The sequence below is a fragment of the Streptomyces sp. CA-251247 genome, from assembly GCF_050952975.1.
Lineage (GTDB): Bacteria > Actinomycetota > Actinomycetes > Streptomycetales > Streptomycetaceae > Streptomyces > Streptomyces achmelvichensis.
On record NZ_CP191861.1, the window covers coordinates 4,836,934 to 4,853,343 of the forward strand.

General features: G+C 70.6%; 19 protein-coding genes and 4 tRNA genes. 13 read left to right on the forward strand and 10 right to left on the reverse strand.

Translation table 11 applies throughout. The features are described from left to right. Positions 1-26 precede the first annotated feature (26 nt). Positions 27-1,247 (reverse strand): APC family permease, encoded by a 1,221-nt coding sequence (locus ACQPWZ_RS21405; protein ID WP_433572161.1) that lies wholly within the window; start codon positions 1,245-1,247, stop codon positions 27-29. A gap of 85 nt (positions 1,248-1,332) precedes the next feature. Between ACQPWZ_RS21405 and ACQPWZ_RS21410 the strand changes: the two genes are divergently transcribed. Continuing rightward, on the forward strand, positions 1,333-1,602 hold the full coding sequence (locus tag ACQPWZ_RS21410; RefSeq protein ID WP_356701031.1) for a GlsB/YeaQ/YmgE family stress response membrane protein: 270 nt from the start codon (positions 1,333-1,335) through the stop codon (positions 1,600-1,602). A 77-nt stretch (positions 1,603-1,679) separates the two neighbouring features. Here ACQPWZ_RS21410 and ACQPWZ_RS21415 read toward each other — a convergent pair whose 3' ends face one another. The 3 genes from ACQPWZ_RS21415 to ACQPWZ_RS21425 form a co-directional block, all read right to left on the reverse strand. Next, positions 1,680-2,384 carry an alpha-ketoglutarate-dependent dioxygenase AlkB family protein gene (locus ACQPWZ_RS21415; RefSeq protein ID WP_433572162.1) on the reverse strand — a complete coding sequence of 235 codons (705 nt, stop codon included), beginning with the start codon at positions 2,382-2,384 and terminating at the stop codon, positions 1,680-1,682. Then, a complete protein-coding gene (locus tag ACQPWZ_RS21420; RefSeq protein WP_340474733.1) occupies positions 2,381-2,893 on the reverse strand; it encodes a methylated-DNA--[protein]-cysteine S-methyltransferase in 513 nt (170 codons plus the stop codon). The genes ACQPWZ_RS21415 and ACQPWZ_RS21420 overlap by 4 nt, the downstream gene beginning before the upstream one ends. Positions 2,894-3,202: 309 nt before the next feature. Continuing rightward, a complete protein-coding gene (locus ACQPWZ_RS21425; RefSeq protein ID WP_313944715.1) occupies positions 3,203-3,691 on the reverse strand; it encodes a YajQ family cyclic di-GMP-binding protein in 489 nt (162 codons plus the stop codon). A gap of 194 nt (positions 3,692-3,885) precedes the next feature. Between ACQPWZ_RS21425 and ACQPWZ_RS21430 the strand changes: the two genes are divergently transcribed. Both ACQPWZ_RS21430 and ACQPWZ_RS21435 read left to right on the forward strand, forming a co-directional pair. Beyond that, a tRNA-Tyr gene (locus tag ACQPWZ_RS21430) sits at positions 3,886-3,967 on the forward strand. A gap of 228 nt (positions 3,968-4,195) precedes the next feature. Continuing rightward, the gene (locus tag ACQPWZ_RS21435; RefSeq protein WP_405571976.1) at positions 4,196-4,663 is read left to right on the forward strand and encodes an SRPBCC family protein; all 468 of its coding nucleotides are present in this window, start codon (positions 4,196-4,198) and stop codon (positions 4,661-4,663) included. Positions 4,664-4,771: 108 nt separating this feature from the next. On the opposite strand, the gene ACQPWZ_RS21440 is transcribed toward ACQPWZ_RS21435, so the two are convergent. The 4 genes from ACQPWZ_RS21440 to ACQPWZ_RS21455 form a co-directional block, all read right to left on the reverse strand. Next, on the reverse strand, positions 4,772-5,338 hold the full coding sequence (locus ACQPWZ_RS21440; RefSeq protein WP_433572163.1) for a GNAT family N-acetyltransferase: 567 nt from the start codon (positions 5,336-5,338) through the stop codon (positions 4,772-4,774). 77 nt (positions 5,339-5,415) lie between these two features. Beyond that, on the reverse strand, positions 5,416-5,913 hold the full coding sequence (locus tag ACQPWZ_RS21445; protein ID WP_340474736.1) for a GyrI-like domain-containing protein: 498 nt from the start codon (positions 5,911-5,913) through the stop codon (positions 5,416-5,418). 104 nt (positions 5,914-6,017) lie between these two features. After that, on the reverse strand, positions 6,018-6,674 hold the full coding sequence (locus ACQPWZ_RS21450; RefSeq protein WP_356701042.1) for an SDR family oxidoreductase: 657 nt from the start codon (positions 6,672-6,674) through the stop codon (positions 6,018-6,020). Positions 6,675-6,963: 289 nt separating this feature from the next. After that, a complete protein-coding gene (locus ACQPWZ_RS21455) occupies positions 6,964-8,196 on the reverse strand; it encodes an amidohydrolase family protein (protein ID WP_340474738.1) in 1,233 nt (410 codons plus the stop codon). A gap of 274 nt (positions 8,197-8,470) precedes the next feature. Here ACQPWZ_RS21455 and ACQPWZ_RS21460 point away from each other — a divergent pair. The 8 genes from ACQPWZ_RS21460 (at position 8,471) to ACQPWZ_RS21495 (ending at position 13,268) form a co-directional block, all read left to right on the forward strand. Then, positions 8,471-8,543: transfer RNA gene (locus ACQPWZ_RS21460), tRNA-Thr, on the forward strand. A 46-nt stretch (positions 8,544-8,589) separates the two neighbouring features. Further along, positions 8,590-8,662, forward strand: a tRNA-Met gene (locus ACQPWZ_RS21465). Between the two features lie 89 nt (positions 8,663-8,751). Then, on the forward strand, positions 8,752-8,916 hold the full coding sequence (gene rpmG, locus ACQPWZ_RS21470) for a 50S ribosomal protein L33 (protein ID WP_003956487.1): 165 nt from the start codon (positions 8,752-8,754) through the stop codon (positions 8,914-8,916). An 84-nt stretch (positions 8,917-9,000) separates the two neighbouring features. Then, entirely contained in the window at positions 9,001-9,453 is a 453-nt protein-coding gene (locus ACQPWZ_RS21475) for a MaoC family dehydratase N-terminal domain-containing protein (RefSeq protein ID WP_340474743.1), read from the forward strand. Next, entirely contained in the window at positions 9,453-9,881 is a 429-nt protein-coding gene (locus tag ACQPWZ_RS21480) for a MaoC family dehydratase (RefSeq protein ID WP_433572164.1), read from the forward strand. The genes ACQPWZ_RS21475 and ACQPWZ_RS21480 overlap by 1 nt, the downstream gene beginning before the upstream one ends. Positions 9,882-10,017: 136 nt before the next feature. After that, entirely contained in the window at positions 10,018-10,575 is a 558-nt protein-coding gene (locus tag ACQPWZ_RS21485) for a TetR/AcrR family transcriptional regulator (protein ID WP_356701045.1), read from the forward strand. Between the two features lie 76 nt (positions 10,576-10,651). Then, entirely contained in the window at positions 10,652-12,091 is a 1,440-nt protein-coding gene (locus tag ACQPWZ_RS21490) for an MFS transporter (RefSeq protein ID WP_340474746.1), read from the forward strand. 76 nt (positions 12,092-12,167) lie between these two features. Then, positions 12,168-13,268 (forward strand): UDP-N-acetylmuramate dehydrogenase, encoded by a 1,101-nt coding sequence (locus tag ACQPWZ_RS21495; RefSeq protein WP_433572165.1) that lies wholly within the window; start codon positions 12,168-12,170, stop codon positions 13,266-13,268. Positions 13,269-13,334: 66 nt separating this feature from the next. Here ACQPWZ_RS21495 and ACQPWZ_RS21500 read toward each other — a convergent pair whose 3' ends face one another. Both ACQPWZ_RS21500 and ACQPWZ_RS21505 read right to left on the reverse strand, forming a co-directional pair. Further along, on the reverse strand, positions 13,335-14,396 hold the full coding sequence (locus ACQPWZ_RS21500; RefSeq protein WP_340474748.1) for an adenosine deaminase: 1,062 nt from the start codon (positions 14,394-14,396) through the stop codon (positions 13,335-13,337). A 119-nt stretch (positions 14,397-14,515) separates the two neighbouring features. Continuing rightward, entirely contained in the window at positions 14,516-15,742 is a 1,227-nt protein-coding gene (locus ACQPWZ_RS21505) for a pyridoxal phosphate-dependent aminotransferase (RefSeq protein WP_433572166.1), read from the reverse strand. Positions 15,743-15,911: 169 nt separating this feature from the next. Here ACQPWZ_RS21505 and ACQPWZ_RS21510 point away from each other — a divergent pair. After that, positions 15,912-15,984, forward strand: a tRNA-Trp gene (locus ACQPWZ_RS21510). A gap of 107 nt (positions 15,985-16,091) precedes the next feature. Next, positions 16,092-16,373, forward strand: coding sequence for a preprotein translocase subunit SecE (gene secE, locus ACQPWZ_RS21515; protein ID WP_313944702.1), 282 nt, complete (start codon positions 16,092-16,094; stop codon positions 16,371-16,373). Positions 16,374-16,410: the final 37 nt, after the last annotated feature.

Below are 16,410 nucleotides of genomic sequence, written 5' to 3' on the forward strand. Positions count from 1 at the left end.
TCGCACAGGCGGTGCGCCCCGGCGCCTCAGCTGCGGCGACGCATTCCGTGGACGAGCGCGCCCGCCCCCACGACGGCCGCCCCGGACACCACCGATGCCAGGGGCAGCGCGAAGGCGAGCAGCACACAGCCCGCGAAGCCCAGAATGGCGAGCACTCGCCATCGGGAACCGAGCGTCCAAGCCGAGGCGTTGGCAATTGCGTAGTACATGAGCACGGCGAACGACGAGAACCCGATGGCACCCCGCACATCGGCCGTCGCCGCCACCACCGTGACGACGGCTCCCACCGCCAACTCCGCCCGGTGGGGCACCTGGAAGCGCGGGTGCACGGCCGCCAGAGCGGTCGGCAGGTGGCCGTCCCGTGCCATGGCCAGCGTCGTTCGTGAGACGCCGAGAATCAGCGAGAGCAACGACCCGAGCGCCGCCACCACGGCACCCACCCGCACCACCGGTACGAGCCACTGCGCGTCCGCGGCCCGCGCCGCCTCCGCGAGCGGAGCGGTGGCCCGCCCCAACTCACCAGCGCCCAGAACGGAAAGGACCGAGACCGCCACACACGCATAGACGACCAGAGCGATGCCGAGCGCCAGCGGGACCGCGCGCGGGATCGTCCGCGCCGGATCGCGCACCTCCTCGCCGAGCGTGGCGATCCGGGCGTACCCCGCGAACGCGAAGAACAGCAGGCCGGCCGCCTGGAGCACACCGCCCGCCGAGACATCCGCCTTCACACCGAGACGCCCGAAGTCGGCCGAGGCCGACGTGAGAGAGGAGACAACGACCGCCGCCAGGACAGCCAGCACGACCGCGACGATCACCCGTGTCAGCAGCGCCGATTTCTGAACACCGGTGTAGTTCACGGCCGTCAGGGCGACCACCGCGGCGACCGCCACCGCATGCGCCTGATCCGGCCAGGCGTATGTCCCCACCGTCAGCGCCATGGCCGCACACGAGGCCGTCTTTCCGACGATGAACGCCCAGCCCGCCAGATAGCCCCAGAACTCGCCGAGCCGCTCACGTCCGTACACATAGGTCCCGCCCGACGCCGGGTAGCGAGCGGCCAGCCGCGCGGACGACATCGCATTGCAGTACGCCACGGCAGCAGCCAGCGCCAGTCCCAGCAGCAGCCCTGAGCCGGCGGCCTGTGCCGCCGGGCCCAGCGCGGCGAAAATGCCCGCCCCGACCATCGACCCCAGGCCGATCACCACGGCATCGGACAAGCCGAGCGACCGTCTCAGCTGCTGTGTCATGTGCCGCACCTTACGGATCTCTGCAACCGCGGCCCGACGGCGGGACGTCTTCGAGAACACCACCGTACGAAAGGCAGGTCACGGCATGAGCATCATCGGCTGGATCATCCTCGGACTGCTCGCCGGGGCCATAGCCAAGATCCTGCTGCCGGGCCGCGACCCGGGCGGCCTGATCGGCACCACGCTCATAGGCGTCGCGGGAGCGTTCCTCGGCGGCTGGATATCGGCCCGCTTCCTGGACCGGTCGATCAGCAACGAGTTCTACGACGGGCCGACCTGGGCCGCCGCGATCGGCGGATCGCTCGTGCTGCTGATCGTCTACCGGCTGCTGTTCGGCCACTCGCGCTCGCGCTGACCCGCCGGCGGGGCGTGCCACGGTCCGAGCCCGCGCTCGCGCCGACCTGTCGACGGCCGTGCCACGGAGCCGAAGCCTCAGTCGGGCAGGCCCGTCTCCCGCAGGGTGATGTTCAGCCGCCCGCTGCTCATACCCGTCGCGGGGTCGGCCGTGCCCGGGTACACCTTCGGCACCCCGTGGTACGCGAAACGTGCCGGCCCGCCGAAGACGAACAGATCGCCGGAGACCAGCTCCACATCGTGGTAAGGGCGGCCCCGCGTCTCGGTGTTGCCGAAGCGGAACACGCAGGTGTCGCCGATGCTCAGCGACACCACCGGCGCAGCGGACCGCTCCTCCTTGTCCTGGTGCATCCCCATCCGCGCCGAGCCGTCGTAGAAGTTGATGAGCGCGGTGTCGGGGGTGTACCCGGTGCATGTCGCCACGTCACCGCCCTCTGCGCCGTCCTGGCCGTACGCACCGCCCTCGCCGTACGCCGCCTGCACAGCGGTACGGCCCAGCTCGACCAGCCAGCTCGGGAACGGGGCGACCCGGGCACCGTTCACATCGTCCGCCGTGCGGGTGTAGCGGTACGGCTGCCAGTGCCAGCCGAGACACACCGTCTGCACCGACATGACGCCCCCGCCCGGCAGCGCGGTGTGCCGGAGCGGGACGGGGCCGCGCGCCCAGGACCGGCACGCCTCCACCAGTTCCCGCTGGCCTTCCGGCGTCAGCCACCCCGGCACATGCACCGCGCCGGGCGCGACCACAGCCGGGTCCCTGGGGAACAGGGCCGCGCCGCTCACGACGCCGGCGCGCCCTCGAGACCGAGGAGCCGTTCCTTGCGCTCCACTCCGGCGGCGTAGCCGCGCAGCGCTCCGTCCGAGCCGATCACCCGGTGGCACGGCCGGACGACCAGCAGCGGATTGCGCCCGATCGCGGTACCCACAGCCCGCACGCCGACCCGCGACGTACCGACACGGGAAGCGATATCCGCGTACGTCGCCGTCGCCCCGTACGGAATCTCCTCCAGCGCTGCCCACACCCGCCGCTGGAACTCCGTGCCGCCGTCCACGTACTCGATGTCGAAGTGGGTGAGGCTGCCGTCGAAGTACGCGGTCAGCTGGCGGCCGATCTCCTCGAAGGCGACGGGATCGTGCCGCCAGCCGTCCAGGACGACGGCGCCGCCCTTCTGCTCCGGCAGGGAGAGGGAGGCGAGCGCGATGCCGCCGTTCGCCGTCGCCGACTCCTCGCCGACCAGCAGCAGTTCGCCCAGCGGGCTGTCGATGGTCGTGTAGACCGTCGTGGCGGTCATGGCCCTGTCCTTTCCTCGCGGCATGTTCTGCGTCCTACGCCTACGAGTCTGCGCCGCCGGGACGGCCGAAGCTGGCGGGATTCGGACGTCACGCCAGGCGCCCGCCCGAGCTCCCGACCCGCCCGCCCGAGCTCTCGACGCCCGCGCCGCGGCCCCGCCCCGACCGCGTCTCGCACAGCGGTCCCCACCGTCTCTCGCGCCGCGACCCCGCCCGCCGCTTGCGTCCCGGCCCTGCACGCCCGCCCGGACGAGGCGGGGGAGGAGCGGTCCGGCCGCTCCGCCCCCGGTCCGCCCGGCGAGCACCCGTGGTCAGCGGTAGTTCACGAACTGAAGGGCGAAGTCGAAGTCCTGCCCCTTCAGCAGCGCCTGCACTGCCTGAAGGTCGTCCCGGCTCTTGGAGCTGACGCGCAGCTCCTCGCCCTGGACCTGAGCCTTGACGCCCTTGGGGCCCTCGTCACGGATGATCTTCGCGACCTTCTTGGCGTTCTCCTGCGAGATGCCCTCCTCGATGGAGGCGAAGATCTTGTACTCCTTGCCGGACAGCTGCGGCTCGCCCGCGTCCAGCGCCTTCAGCGAGATCCCGCGCTTGACCAGCTTGGACTGGAAGACGTCGAGGATGGCCGTGACCCGCTCCTCGGAGTTCGCCTGCATGAGGATCTTCTCGCCGGACCAGGCGATCGAAGCCCCGACGTTCTTGAAGTCGTAGCGCTGAGAGATCTCCTTGGCGGCCTGGTTGAGGGCGTTGTCGACCTCCTGCCGCTCGACCTTCGAGACGATGTCGAAACTGGAGTCGGCCATGTCCTGTGGCTCCTTGTATCGGGTGCGTGGAGGAGCGGCCGGAATCCCCGAACCGCACGGGCAAGCCTAGCCACCCGCACCCGCCCCGAGCGCTGATCAATCCGGTGGCGGAGCACCCCCGGGCATCAGGTATCGTTTACGTCGTTGCCACGGAGCACCGCCGAACAAGCGGCCCTCCTGAGGCGACATCCCATGGCGGTGTGCCCGAGTGGCCAATGGGAGCGGACTGTAAATCCGTCGGCTTAGCCTACCCAGGTTCGAATCCTGGCGCCGCCACGCGAAGTGATGGCCCCTGATCTGCGGAAACGCAGGCCAGGGGCCATCGTCGTTCACCCCTGGCGGGGCCGTCCCGCGCTGGCCCGGTCGCGCTCACCACCCCGCAGTCGGGGACAGGCCATGGACGGGACTCTCCGGCCCGAACTGCACCGGACCCGTGCTCTCTTCGCCGGCCCGGTCGAAGGCGACAGACCTCCGGCCGGCTCTCCTTCCTCCTAGGATCGGGCCATGAGTCGGACCGACCGTGGCAGTCGTGTGATCGCAGCCCCCGAGGCGACCGTCTACGGTGCCCTCCTCGACCGGGAGTCCCTCGAAGCCTGGCTGCCGCCGGACGGTATGCGCGGGCGGATCGAGCAGTGGGATCCCCGGCCCGGCGGCGGGTTCCGGATGGTCCTCACCTACCTCGACCCCGCCGACAGCCCCGGCAAGACCTCGGACGCGACGGATGTCGTCGACGTCGGGTTCGCCGAGCTGGTGCCGTCGGAGCGTGTGGTGCAGACGGCGGTCTTCGAGGCCGACGACCCGGCGTACGCGGGCACCATGACGATGACCTGGGATCTCACTGCCGCCGGTGACGGGACCGAGGTGACCGTCACCGCCACGGACGTGCCACCCGGCATCGACCAAGGGGATCACGAGGCAGGCATCGCCTCCTCGCTGGCCAACCTCGCGTCGTACGTCGAAGCCCCCGGCTGACAGGTCCCCGAGAACAGAGGACGGGTGACAGCGCGCGCGGTGCGCGGCCACCGCCGTCCGCAGCGGCCGGGCACAGCCGGGGACAGCGGTGTACAGCCGGGCACAGCCCTACCGAACGGCCTGCCGCTCCCATTCCGCGCGGGTCAGTTCGTACTCGACATCGCCGTGCTCCGACCCCTCGATCACATCCGGCCAGTCCTCGGTGAAGCTGCGGACGTACGACAGGCCGGCCTTCTCCATCACCCGGCGGGACCGCGCGTTGACGGTCATGGTGTTCGCGGTCACCCGCTCCACCCCGAGGTCCGTGAACCCCTTCCGGATCAGGGCGCGCGAGCCCTCCGTGGCGTAGCCGGTGCCCCAGGCCGAGGTGTTCAGGCGGTAGCCGAGTTCGACGACGGCGGGGCTGTCGTCCGACAGCGGACGGAAGGCGAACCAGCCCAGGAAGGTCCCCGTGGCCTTCTCCTCAGCCGCCCAGTAGCCGCGGGCGCCGAAGCAGGGGTATTCGTGGAGCAGCCGGGGCAGCGTCTGTTCCCGGATCGCCTCGCGGCTCGTCGGACGGCCGCCGTTGATGAAGCGCATCACGGCGGGATCGTTGTCCAGGTCCAGCAGGCTGTCCTCGTCGGCCTGGGTGAACGCACGCAGGACGAGCCGTTCGGTCTCCAGGAAGATGCGCATGGCCGCATCCTCACGAGCAGCCGGCAGGCCCGCCACCGGATTTCGGACCGGTGGCGGCTCGGGCCGGACGGGCCGCCTCAGTCGGCCAGCCGGAAGGCCAGCTCCATCTCCCACTTGTTCATGTCCGGCTCGACGCGCGGGTCTGTCAGATACGACTCCAGCCGGCAGCCCCACAGCTCGGAGCCGCCCACCTCCCTCATGTCCCAGACGAGGCCTTCCTGCCCGGCCCACTCCCGCAGCGCCGTGATGACGTCGAACAGCTGGTCCGGGTGGCCGACATGGGTGACGGTCGCGTAGCGGCCCCCGGGCAGCATTCCGACCCTGATGTCGCCCTCGGGCTCCGGCAGGGAGTCGACGGGCAGACCGGCCTCGACCTCCGACTCCCCTTCCATGTCGATGCTGTTGAAGCGGAAGAAGGGGGCACCGGCGAACTCGATGCCCTGGCCGGTCAGCCAGGCGATCAACTCGCCCAGCCGGTCGGCGATCGCGGCGAAGGAGTCCATCCGCACGGAACCGCGGATGAACACGTACGGCTGCTCCTCGAGCTCGACAACCGCGGGTTGAATCTCAGGCATGTCTTTCCTCATGACATCAACGACTGTCCACTGGAGGCGGATTCATCGGCTTCCGCGGACCGGAAGCGGAACGGGATGCGGAACGGGACAGGGCCGCCGGACGCTCAGCGGCCCGCGACCGCCTTCACTGCCTCGATCACCGGAACCGTGCCGCCGATGAGCTCCAGCGTCTGCTTGGCCGTGCCCGGGGTCTCCAGCAACTCCGCGAGGACCGCCGCCACATCGTCCCGTGGGATCGGCCCGCGGCCCGTCGACGGTGCCAGCTGGACCAGGCCCGTGCCGGCGTCGTTCGTCAGCGAACCCGGTCGCAGGATCGTCCAGTCCAGGCCGGTGCGGGAGCTGACGTACGCGTCCGCCTCGCCCTTCGCCCGCAGGTAGTGGTCGAAGACGTCGTCACCCGCGTGCTGAGGGTCCGCGCCCATCGACGACACCACGACGAACCGCCGCGCGCCCGCGCGTTCCGCCGCGTCCGCGAGCAGCACTGCCGCGTCCCGGTCCACCGTGTACTTGCGGTCCACGCTGCTGCCCGGGCCGGCGCCCGCCGCGAAGACCGCGCCGTCCGCGCCCTTGAGGACCTCGGCCACCTCGTCGACCGAGGCCGACTCCAGGTCCAGCAGGACCGGTTCGGCTCCCGCATCCCGCAGGTCGTCGGCGTATTCCGGTTTGCGGATGAGGCCCACCGGCTCGTGTCCGCGCGCCGAGAGCAGCCGCTCCAGGCGCAGGGCGATCTGACCGTGTCCTCCTGCGATGACAATGCGCATGAGTACGACGGTACGTCCGATGCGCCCCTCGCGCGCACGGACAGACACGGTCCGCACGCGGTCAGCTCACGCGGAAGCCGCCGGCCGGCAGCTCACACGGACAGCCGCCGCCGCACGCGGCCGACCCGCGCAACACTCACCGGCCGCACGCGGCCGACCCGCGCGCAACACGCACCGGCCGCCCGCGGCCGACCCGCGCGCAACACGCACCCGCCGCACGCCGCCGACCCGCCCGCAATATCCACCGGCCGTCCATGGCCACCCGCCCGCAAAGGCACACGCCCCCCGTTCACGGGCAGGTGTCCGACCGCCCCTGCCGGGGCAGTTCGAGCGCGACCGCCACCGCCGAGTCGCAGTACTCCCGCACCGCGCTCGTCCGCGCGACCACCCGCCCCCGGTGGATGACGATCCGGCTGTAGGCGAGTGACAGCACGCCGGAGAGCCGTTCGCCGCGTACCGCGAGCAGTTCGGCGGGGAAGCCGGCCTCCACCCGTACCTCCGGCAGGCCCATCGCCTCGCGTGCGTCGGCCGACACCGTCCCGTACGCCTCCTGCGGGCGCATTCCGCCCTGAGAGGCCAGCAGATACGCGGGTTCCAGCGGATCGCCGCGGCCCACCGGGTTCGAGACGTCCCGCAGCGTCCCGCCGCCGGCGGCCACCCGGACGCCGGCGGCGCGGAGCAGCCGGACCGGCGCGTTGCCGCGCTGTTCCACGGCGGCGCAGCCGCCCTGCGGCAGACAGACGACGGTCACGCCCGCGGCCGCGAGCTGGTCGGCGGCCCGGGAGGCGATGTCGCGCGGCAGCCGGGTGAGTCCCGCGCACGGCCCGATCACCACGCCGGGCCGCAGCCCGCCCGCCATCGCCGCCAGCCGGGTCAGCCGGGCGGGGTCGTCGCCGTGGGTGTGCAGGTCGACCGGGCAGCCGTGTTCGGCCGCGACCTCCAGGACGGCTTCCGCGTACCCGCTCGGGTCGGGGTCGGCGTCCGGGCAGCCGCCCACCACGCCCGCGCCCATCTTCACCGCGTCCCGCAGCATCGCCAGCCCGTCCGCGCCCGCCGTGCCGGTGAGCAGCCGGGGGACGGCGACGGCCGTCAGATCGGTGAGCCCGCGCAGCGAACGCCGAGCCTGGAGCACCGCCTCCAGCGGGCCGAGTCCCTGCACGTCTCCGATGCGTACATGCGAGCGCAGTGCCGTCGCCCCGTGCCCGAGCTGGAGCAACGCGGCTTCGGTGGCCCGCCGCTGGACATCCTCGGTCTCGTACGAGACGGGGCCGGGGGAGTCCGCGGTGAGGGCGGTGTCGCCGTGGCCGTGCGCCTCGGCCGGTGCGGGCAGCAGGAGATAGCCGCTGAGATCGACGCGGGAGGAGTGCGCGGTGAGGCTGCCTGCCGTGCCGACCGCCTCGATGAGCCCGCGGCTGAGCCGTACGTCGACGATGCGGCCGTCGGTCAGCCTGGCGCCGCACAGCAGCAGCGCGGCGGTGTCAGCGGTGGCGCCGTCGGAGGGCTGCGGCTGGCTGTCGGGCATCGCGCTCCTGTGTGGGGCGGTGGGGCTCGGGCCGCGGGACGGAGAGGCATGATCACGCAGCGTGTGCTCGAGCCTAGGGGCGCACCGACCGCGCTTCGAGGAGGAGCGCAATAGTCGTACTGGAGTGGCCTCGTGTGGCGTACGGGACGGGCGGGGCGAGGTCCGCGTCTCACACCCGCTCAGAGCTGTCCGCGCGGCGGGTCGGAGGCCGGACAGGGGGCCACGAAACGGATTTGGGCGAACGGCGAGAGACCGTGTAATGTCTTCATCGCTCGCCCCAATAGCTCAGTCGGTAGAGCGTCTCCATGGTAAGGAGAAGGTCTACGGTTCGATTCCGTATTGGGGCTCTGATGTCGGTGATCCTCGCCTCCGGGCGAGGGGATCCGGTATCGCAGCGGTGTAGCTCAGTCGGTAGAGCAAGCGGCTCATAATCGCTGTGTCACCGGTTCAAGTCCGGTCACCGCTACACACAGTAGCCGATTGCGGGGTCGGTCCTTCGATCGGCTACTCTTTTATGCGTTCATCCGTCCAATAGTCCGTCCAAGGAGCACTCACGTGGCTGCCACCGACGTCCGCCCGAAGATCACGCTGGCCTGCGTGGAGTGCAAGGAGCGGAACTACATCACCAAGAAGAACCGGCGTAACAACCCGGACCGTCTTGAGATGAAGAAGCACTGCCCGCGCTGCAACTCGCACACGGCGCACCGCGAAACGCGCTGAATCAGGCTCGTATACGAGGCCGTCCCCACTCGGGGGCGGCCTCGTGTCGTTTGTATGGTCAATCTGTCAGGAGGGAGCCAGTCCATGGCGCTCGACCAGTCCTTCGTGGGGCGGTCCTATCCGCCCACCTCGTCCTATGAGGTCGGCCGGGAAAAGATCCGCGAGTTCGCCGAGGCGGTGGGCGACGCCAATGCCGCGTACACCGACCCGGAGGCCGCGAAGGCGCTCGGGCACGCCGATGTGATCGCTCCGCCGACGTTCGCCTTCGCGATCACCTTCCGGGCCGCGGAGGACGTCGTCGCGGATCCGCAGCTGGGCCTGGACTACTCGCGTGTGGTGCACCGCGACCAGCGATTCGCGTACACCCGGCCGGTGCGGGCGGGCGACCGGCTGACCGTCGTGTCGACCATCGAGAGCATCAAGTCCCTTGCGGGCAACGACGTCGTGGAAGTCCGCGGCGAGGTGCACGACGAGACCGGCGAGCACGTGGTGACCGCGTGGACGAAGCTGGTGGCGCGCGCCGCCGAGGAGGCGTGATGACGGCGAAGATCTCTTACGCGGACGTCGAGGTCGGCACCGAACTGCCGGCGCAGAGCTTCCCGGTGACCCGGGCGACGCTGGTGCAGTACGCGGGTGCCTCGGGGGACTTCAACCCGATCCACTGGAACGAGAAGTTCGCGACCGAGGTCGGGCTGCCCGATGTGATCGCGCACGGCATGTTCACCATGGCCGAGGCGGTCCGCGTGGTGACGGACTGGGTCGGCGACCCGGGCGCGGTCGTCGAGTACGGAGTCCGCTTCACCAGGCCCGTCGTCGTGCCGAACGACGAGAAGGGCGCGCTGATCGAGGTCAGTGGCAAGGTCTCGGCGCTGCTGGACGACAAGCGGGTGCGGGTGGACCTGGTCGCCATCAGCGAGGGCGAGAAGGTGCTGAGCATGTCCCGCGCCGTCGTTCAGCTGGCCTGATCTCCGGTACGCAGCAGAGGACATACGAGGGGCGCTCGCGACCGCGGGCGCCCCTCGCCATGTCACGCTCCGCGTTTTCGTACGTGATGTCCCTCACTGCTTGCCAAGCTAGTGATTGGTCACTAACTTTGCTCGCATGGTCAGGATGAGCGCAGAAGAGCGACGCGAGAGCGTCATCCGTGCGGCGATCTCGGAGTTCGCGCTGGGTGGCTACCACGGCACCTCCACCGAGGCGATCGCCAAGCGGGTCGGCGTCTCGCAGCCGTATCTCTTCCGTCTCTTCAAGAACAAGAGGGAGCTGTTCCTCGCCGCGGCGCAGCGCTGCCTCGAAGAGACGCCCAGGGCGCTGGCCGATGCTCTGGAGGTGCGGTCGGACGTCACGCCCAAGGAGGCGATGGCCGCGGCGTACATGGGGCTGATCGACGACCGGGAGCAGCTGCTGATGCAGATGCAGACCTATGTCGCGGTGGCCTCGGCCGAAGCGGCGGGCGATCACGAATTCGGGGACGCGATCCGGGCCGCCTGGGCGGAGATCTGGGACCAGGCGCATGTCGCGCTGGGGGGAGCACGCGACACGGCCGACTTCGCGGGCTGCGGAATGCTGATCTGCGTGCTGGTGGCGTTGGGCTTTCCCCGGGATCACCGGGTGTGGTCCGGGCTCAACATGGCCGAGCTGGATGCTGTTCGCCGGTGACGGATGCCTCGCCCTGTGCCGGGGTGACGTCTGTCCCTAAAAGTTAGTAATCAATAACTAATCCAGTGGGGGAGTTATGGGCCAGCAGTCCGTCCGGGGCGGTTCCGCCGTCTGGGCGCTTGTCATCACCAGCGTCGCCGGCTTCATGGCGGCACTCGACAATCTCGTCGTCACCACCGCTCTGCCGTCCATCCGCGAGGATCTCGGCGGGGCGCTGGAGGACCTCGAGTGGACGGTGAGCGCGTACACCCTCACCTTCGCCGTCCTGCTGATGTTCGGCGCGGCGCTCGGCGACCGGTTCGGCCGCCGCCGGCTGTTCATGGCCGGCCTCGCGATCTTCACCGGCGCCTCGGCCGCGGCAGCGCTCGCGCCCGGCATCGACTCCCTCATCGCCGCCCGGGCCGTGCAGGGCGTCGGCGCGGCCGTCATGATGCCGCTCACCCTCACGCTGCTCACGGCCGCCGTCCCCGCCGCGCGACGCGGAGCCGCACTCGGCATATTCGGCGCCGTGACCGGTCTCGCCGTCGCCAGCGGGCCGCTCATCGGCGGCAGCCTCACCGAACACATTTCCTGGCAGTGGATCTTCTGGCTGAACGTGCCGATCGGGATCGCCCTGCTGCCGCTCGCCCGGCTGCGTCTCGACGAGTCGTACGCGCCGAACGCCCGGCTCGACGTCCCCGGCACCCTGCTCGTCAGCGGCGGCCTGTTCGGCATCGTCTACGCACTCGTCAACGGGCAGGCGGACGGCTGGAGCAGCTTCCCGATCCTGACCGGGCTGATCGTGGGCACGGTGCTGATCCTGGTGTTCATACGCCACGGCATGATCGCCAAGAACCCCATGCTCCCCATGCGCCTCTTCCGTGACCGTGCCTTCTTCGGGATCAACATCGCCTCCCTGCTGATGTTCCTCGGCATGTTCGGATCGATATTCCTGCTCAGCCAGTTCCTCCAGGGCGTGGTCGGCTACTCGCCCACCGAGGCCGGACTGCGGATGCTCCCCTGGACCGGAATGCCGCTGATCGTCGCGCCCATCGCCGGATACCTCTCCGACCGGATCGGCGGCCGGCCCGTCGTCGCCACCGGTCTGGCCCTCCAGGCGGTCGGCCTCGGTCTGTTCGCCATGGTCCTGGAGCCGGGGGTGTCGTACGCGGCCCAGCTTCCCGGCCTGATCCTCAGCGGCGTCGGCATGGCGATGTACTTCGCCCCCGCCGCCAGCGTGGTCATGTCCAGCGTCAGCCCGGGCGAGCAGGGCATCGCCTCGGGCGCCAACAACGCCCTGCGCGAGGTCGGCGGGGCGCTCGGTGTCGCGGTGCTGGGTGCGGTCTTCGCCGCCCAGGGCGGGTACGAGACCCCCGACGCGTTCAGCGACGGCACCGTCCCGGCGCTGTGGATCGGCGCAGCGGCCGTCGCACTCGCCGCGGTGATCGCGCTGATGATCCCGGGCCGCGGGCGCTCGGGCGGGCCCGTGGGGGAGACGGCGCCGGATCTCAAGGAGCGGGAGCCGGCCGTGGCGTGACCGCGGCCGCCGGGCGCACGCACCCGACCCCGGCCGTCGCGTGACCCGTGCCTCCTGCCGTACCCACCCCCGGTCCGTGGCCCCGCCGAGCGGCGCGGCCACGGACCGTACCCTTGTCCCCGTGCAGGAACTCCACGACGCTCCCCTCGCCCCCCTGACCACCTTCCGGCTCGGCGGCCCCGCCACCCGGCTCGTCACGGCCACGACCGACGACGAGGTGATCGCCGCCGTACGTGCGGCGGACACGGCGGGCACCCCGCTGCTGATCATCGGCGGCGGCAGCAACCTCGTCATCGGCGACAAGGGCTTCGACGGTACGGCGCTGCGCATCGCGACCGAGGGCTTCCGGCTGGAGGGCAACCAGCTGGAGCTCGCCGCCGGTGAGGTCTGGACCGAGGCGGTCGCCCGCACCGTCGATGCGGGACTCGCGGGCATCGAGTGCCTGGCCGGCATCCCCGGCTCGGCCGGCGCGACCCCCATCCAGAACGTCGGCGCGTACGGCCAGGAGGTCTCCTCGACCATCACCGAGGTCGTCGCCTACGACCGCAGCAGCGGTGAGGCGGTCACCCTCTCCAACGCCGAGTGCGCCTTCTCCTACCGTCACAGCCGTTTCAAGGAGCACCCCGAGCGCTACGTCGTGCTGCGCGTCCGCTTCGAACTGGAGGATGCGGAAGGCCTGAGCGCCCCTCTGAAGTACGCGGAGACCGCCCGCGTGCTCGGTGTGGAGCCCGGTGACCGCAAGGAGCTCGCGGAGGTCCGCCGAGCCGTCCTCGGCCTGCGCGCGGGCAAGGGCATGGTCCTGGACCCCGAGGACCACGACACCTGGTCGGCCGGGTCCTTCTTCACCAACCCGATCCTGGAGGCCGGCCAGTACGCCGCCTTCCTCGACCGCGTCCGCGAGCGCCTCGGCGACGAGACCGCCCCGCCCGCGTATCCGGCGGGTGACGGCCGCACGAAGACGTCGGCCGCCTGGCTGATCGACAAGGCCGGCTTCACCAAGGGCTACGGCACGGGCCCCGCCCGCATCTCCACGAAGCACACCCTCGCGCTCACCAACCGCGGCGAGGCCACCACCGAGGACCTGCTGGCGCTCGCCCGCGAGGTCGTGGCCGGGGTGCGCGAGGCCTTCGGGGTGACGCTGGTCAACGAGCCGGTGACGGTCGGCGTCAGCCTCTGAACCGCCGGAGGCCGCACGCCTCCACCCGCCGCACGACCGTCCGAGTACCGCCGCGGGAGGCCGACTTCAGGCCCCCGGGGCGGCCAGCCAGTCGTCGATCCCGGTCAGCAGCTTCTGCTGGGTCTCGGCCGGGGCGGCGGAGCCGCGCACCGACTGGCGGGCCAGTTCCGCCAGCTCCTCGTCGGTGAAGCCGTGGTGCCTGCGGGCCAGCTCGTACTGGGCGGCCAGGCGCGAGCCGAAGAGCAGCGGGTCGTCCGCGCCGAGCGCCATCGGTACGCCCGCGTCGTACAGCGTCCGCAGCGGTACGTCCGAGGGCTTCTCGTACACCCCCAGCGCCACGTTGGAGGACGGGCACACCTCGCAGGTGATCCCGCGCTCGGCGAGCTTGCGCAGCAGCCGGGGATCCTCCGCCGCCCGGACCCCGTGGCCGACGCGGGAGGCGTCCAGGTCGTCCAGGCAGTCGCGTACGGACGCCGGGCCCGACAGCTCGCCGCCGTGCGGCGCCGCCAGCAGTCCGCCCTCCCGCGCGATCGCGAAGGCGCGGTCGAAGTCCCGTGCCATGCCCCGGCGTTCGTCGTTGGAGAGCCCGAAACCCACCACCCCGCGGTCGGCGTACCGCACGGCCAGCCGGGCGAGCGTCCGCGCGTCCAGCGGGTGTTTCATACGGTTCGCGGCCACCAGCACGCGCATCCCGAGCCCGGTCTCCCGCGCCGCGCTGTCCACCGCGTCCAGGATGATCTCCAGCGCGGGGATCAGTCCGCCCAGCATCGGGGCGTACGAGGTGGGGTCGACCTGGATCTCCAGCCAGCCGGAGCCGTCCCGGACGTCCTCCTCGGCGGCCTCGCGCACCAGTCTCTGGATGTCCTCGGGGGAGCGCAGACAGGACCGCGCCATGTCGTAGAGCCGCTGGAAGCGGAACCACCCGCGCTCGTCGGTGGCCCGCAGCTTCGGCGGCTCGCCGCCGGTCAGTGCGTCCGGCAGGTGCACGCCGTACTTGTCGGCCAGTTCGAGCAGGGTGCCGGGCCGCATCGAGCCGGTGAAGTGCAGGTGCAGATGCGCCTTGGGCAGCAGGCTCACATCTCGTACGGGAGGGGGGTTCGGGGAGTGTCCCTCGGAAAAGTCCAGCATTCCAGGATCTTGCCGCACCTCGCCCTGTCCGGGCAGCCCCTTTCCCTGATCGTGGCCTTGCCCGAACGAAGAAGCGGGCCCGGGCAGCAGCCCGGACCCGCTTGTCGCGACAGCGAAGGTCAGTCGCGCGCTTCCGCGAGGAGCTTCTGGAGGCGGGAGACGCCCTCCACCAGGTCCTCGTCGCCCAGCGCGTAGGAAAGCCGCAGGTAGCCCGGCGTACCGAAGGCCTCGCCCGGAACGACCGCGACCTCGGCCTCGTCCAGGATCAGCGCCGCCAGCTCCACCGACGACTTCGGCCGCTGTCCGCGGATCTCCTTGCCCAGCAGCCCCTTCACCGACGGGTACACGTAGAACGCGCCCTCCGGCTCCGGGCAGACCACGCCGTCGATCTCGTTGAGCATCCGCACGATCGTCTGCCGGCGGCGGTCGAAGGCGGTGCGCATCTCGGCCACCGCGTCCAGGCTGCCGGACACCGCGGCCAGCGCCGCGATCTGGGCGACGTTGGACACGTTGGACGTCGCGTGCGACTGGAGGTTGGTCGCGGCCTTGACCACGTCCTTCGGACCGAGAATCCACCCCACACGCCAGCCGGTCATGGCATAGGTCTTGGCCACACCGTTGACGACGATGCACTTGTCGCGCAGCTCGGGAACCAGCGCGGGCAGCGAGGAGAAGGTGGCGTCGCCGTACACCAGGTGCTCGTAGATCTCGTCCGTCATCACCCACAAGCCGTGCTCGACGGCCCAGCGGCCGATGGCCTCGGAGTCCTCGCGGCTGTAGACGGCGCCGGTCGGGTTGGACGGGGAGACGAACAGGACGACCTTCGTGCGCTCGGTGCGCGCGGCCTCCAGCTGCTCGACGGAGACCCGGTAACCGGTCGTCTCGTCGGCCACCACCTCGACCGGGACGCCGCCCGCGAGCCGGATCGACTCGGGGTACGTCGTCCAGTACGGAGCGGGGACGATGACCTCGTCACCCGGGTCCAGGATCGCCGCGAACGCCTCGTAGATCGCCTGCTTGCCGCCGTTGGTCACCAGGATCTGCGCGGGGTCCACGGTGTAACCGGAATCCCGCAGCGTCTTGTCGGCGATGGCCTTCTTCAGCTCGGGCAGACCGCCGGCGGGCGTATAGCGGTGGTACTTCGGGTTGCGGCAGGCCTCGATCGCAGCCTCGACGATGTAGTCGGGCGTGGGGAAGTCGGGCTCACCCGCGCCGAAGCCGATCACCGGACGCCCGGCGGCCTTGAGGGCCTTGGCCTTGGCGTCGACGGCGAGGGTGGCGGACTCGGAGATCGCACCGATGCGGGCGGAGACCCGGCGCTCGGTCGGAGGGGTTGCAGCGCTCATACGGCCATCGTCCCAGACGGCAAACGCACCCGGCACACGTGTTTCGCGTAGCGGACAGGAACCGCTCCGGAGCTATCTGTTCGACGCGGGGCCCCTGACCACGTACACTCACTCGTCGTTGGCCCACACCGACCACGTCTGCGGATGCGGTAGGTTGGGGAAACCACAAAGGGTCGTAGCTCAATTGGTAGAGCACTGGTCTCCAAAACCAGCGGTTGGGGGTTCAAGTCCCTCCGGCCCTGCTACACACACCTTCGCCAGGTTGTGTGCGCATGTACGTTATTCAATGAACCGCCGTGCGGCTCCACCGGGCGCGGCACGGCCACGACCCGGAATCAGGTGAAAGAACGTGACGGACGCCGTGGGCTCCATCGACACGCCTGATGCCGAGGACGAGGCGCCCTCGAAGAAGTCCCGCAAGGGCGGAAAGCGCGGGAAGAAGGGCCCTCTGGGCCGCCTCGCGCTCTTCTACCGGCAGATCGTCGCCGAGCTTCGCAAGGTCGTCTGGCCGACTCGGAACCAGCTGACGACGTACACCACAGTGGTGATTGTCTTCGTAGTCGTCATGATTGGTCTGGTGACCGTGATTGACTATGGGTTCCAGGAAGCCGTCAAGTACGTCTTCGGCTGATGCCCGCGAAGGGCGCCGGTAGCGGCGCCCCTTTCGC

Excerpts from the sequence above, each read along its gene's own strand:
- ACQPWZ_RS21405 (WP_433572161.1), bottom strand. The coding sequence starts at position 1,247 with ATGACACAGCAGCTGAGACGGTCGCTCGGCTTGTCCGATGCCGTGGTG.
- ACQPWZ_RS21410 (WP_356701031.1), top strand. The coding sequence starts at position 1,333 with ATGAGCATCATCGGCTGGATCATCCTCGGACTGCTCGCCGGGGCCATA.
- ACQPWZ_RS21420 (WP_340474733.1), bottom strand. The coding sequence starts at position 2,893 with ATGACCGCCACGACGGTCTACACGACCATCGACAGCCCGCTGGGCGAA.
- ACQPWZ_RS21425 (WP_313944715.1), bottom strand. The coding sequence starts at position 3,691 with ATGGCCGACTCCAGTTTCGACATCGTCTCGAAGGTCGAGCGGCAGGAG.
- ACQPWZ_RS21435 (WP_405571976.1), top strand. The coding sequence starts at position 4,196 with ATGAGTCGGACCGACCGTGGCAGTCGTGTGATCGCAGCCCCCGAGGCG.
- ACQPWZ_RS21440 (WP_433572163.1), bottom strand. The coding sequence starts at position 5,338 with ATGCGCATCTTCCTGGAGACCGAACGGCTCGTCCTGCGTGCGTTCACC.
- ACQPWZ_RS21445 (WP_340474736.1), bottom strand. The coding sequence starts at position 5,913 with ATGCCTGAGATTCAACCCGCGGTTGTCGAGCTCGAGGAGCAGCCGTAC.
- ACQPWZ_RS21450 (WP_356701042.1), bottom strand. The coding sequence starts at position 6,674 with ATGCGCATTGTCATCGCAGGAGGACACGGTCAGATCGCCCTGCGCCTG.
- ACQPWZ_RS21455 (WP_340474738.1), bottom strand. The coding sequence starts at position 8,196 with ATGCCCGACAGCCAGCCGCAGCCCTCCGACGGCGCCACCGCTGACACC.
- ACQPWZ_RS21475 (WP_340474743.1), top strand. The coding sequence starts at position 9,001 with ATGGCGCTCGACCAGTCCTTCGTGGGGCGGTCCTATCCGCCCACCTCG.
- ACQPWZ_RS21480 (WP_433572164.1), top strand. The coding sequence starts at position 9,453 with ATGACGGCGAAGATCTCTTACGCGGACGTCGAGGTCGGCACCGAACTG.
- ACQPWZ_RS21485 (WP_356701045.1), top strand. The coding sequence starts at position 10,018 with ATGGTCAGGATGAGCGCAGAAGAGCGACGCGAGAGCGTCATCCGTGCG.
- ACQPWZ_RS21490 (WP_340474746.1), top strand. The coding sequence starts at position 10,652 with ATGGGCCAGCAGTCCGTCCGGGGCGGTTCCGCCGTCTGGGCGCTTGTC.
- ACQPWZ_RS21500 (WP_340474748.1), bottom strand. The coding sequence starts at position 14,396 with ATGCTGGACTTTTCCGAGGGACACTCCCCGAACCCCCCTCCCGTACGA.
- ACQPWZ_RS21505 (WP_433572166.1), bottom strand. The coding sequence starts at position 15,742 with ATGAGCGCTGCAACCCCTCCGACCGAGCGCCGGGTCTCCGCCCGCATC.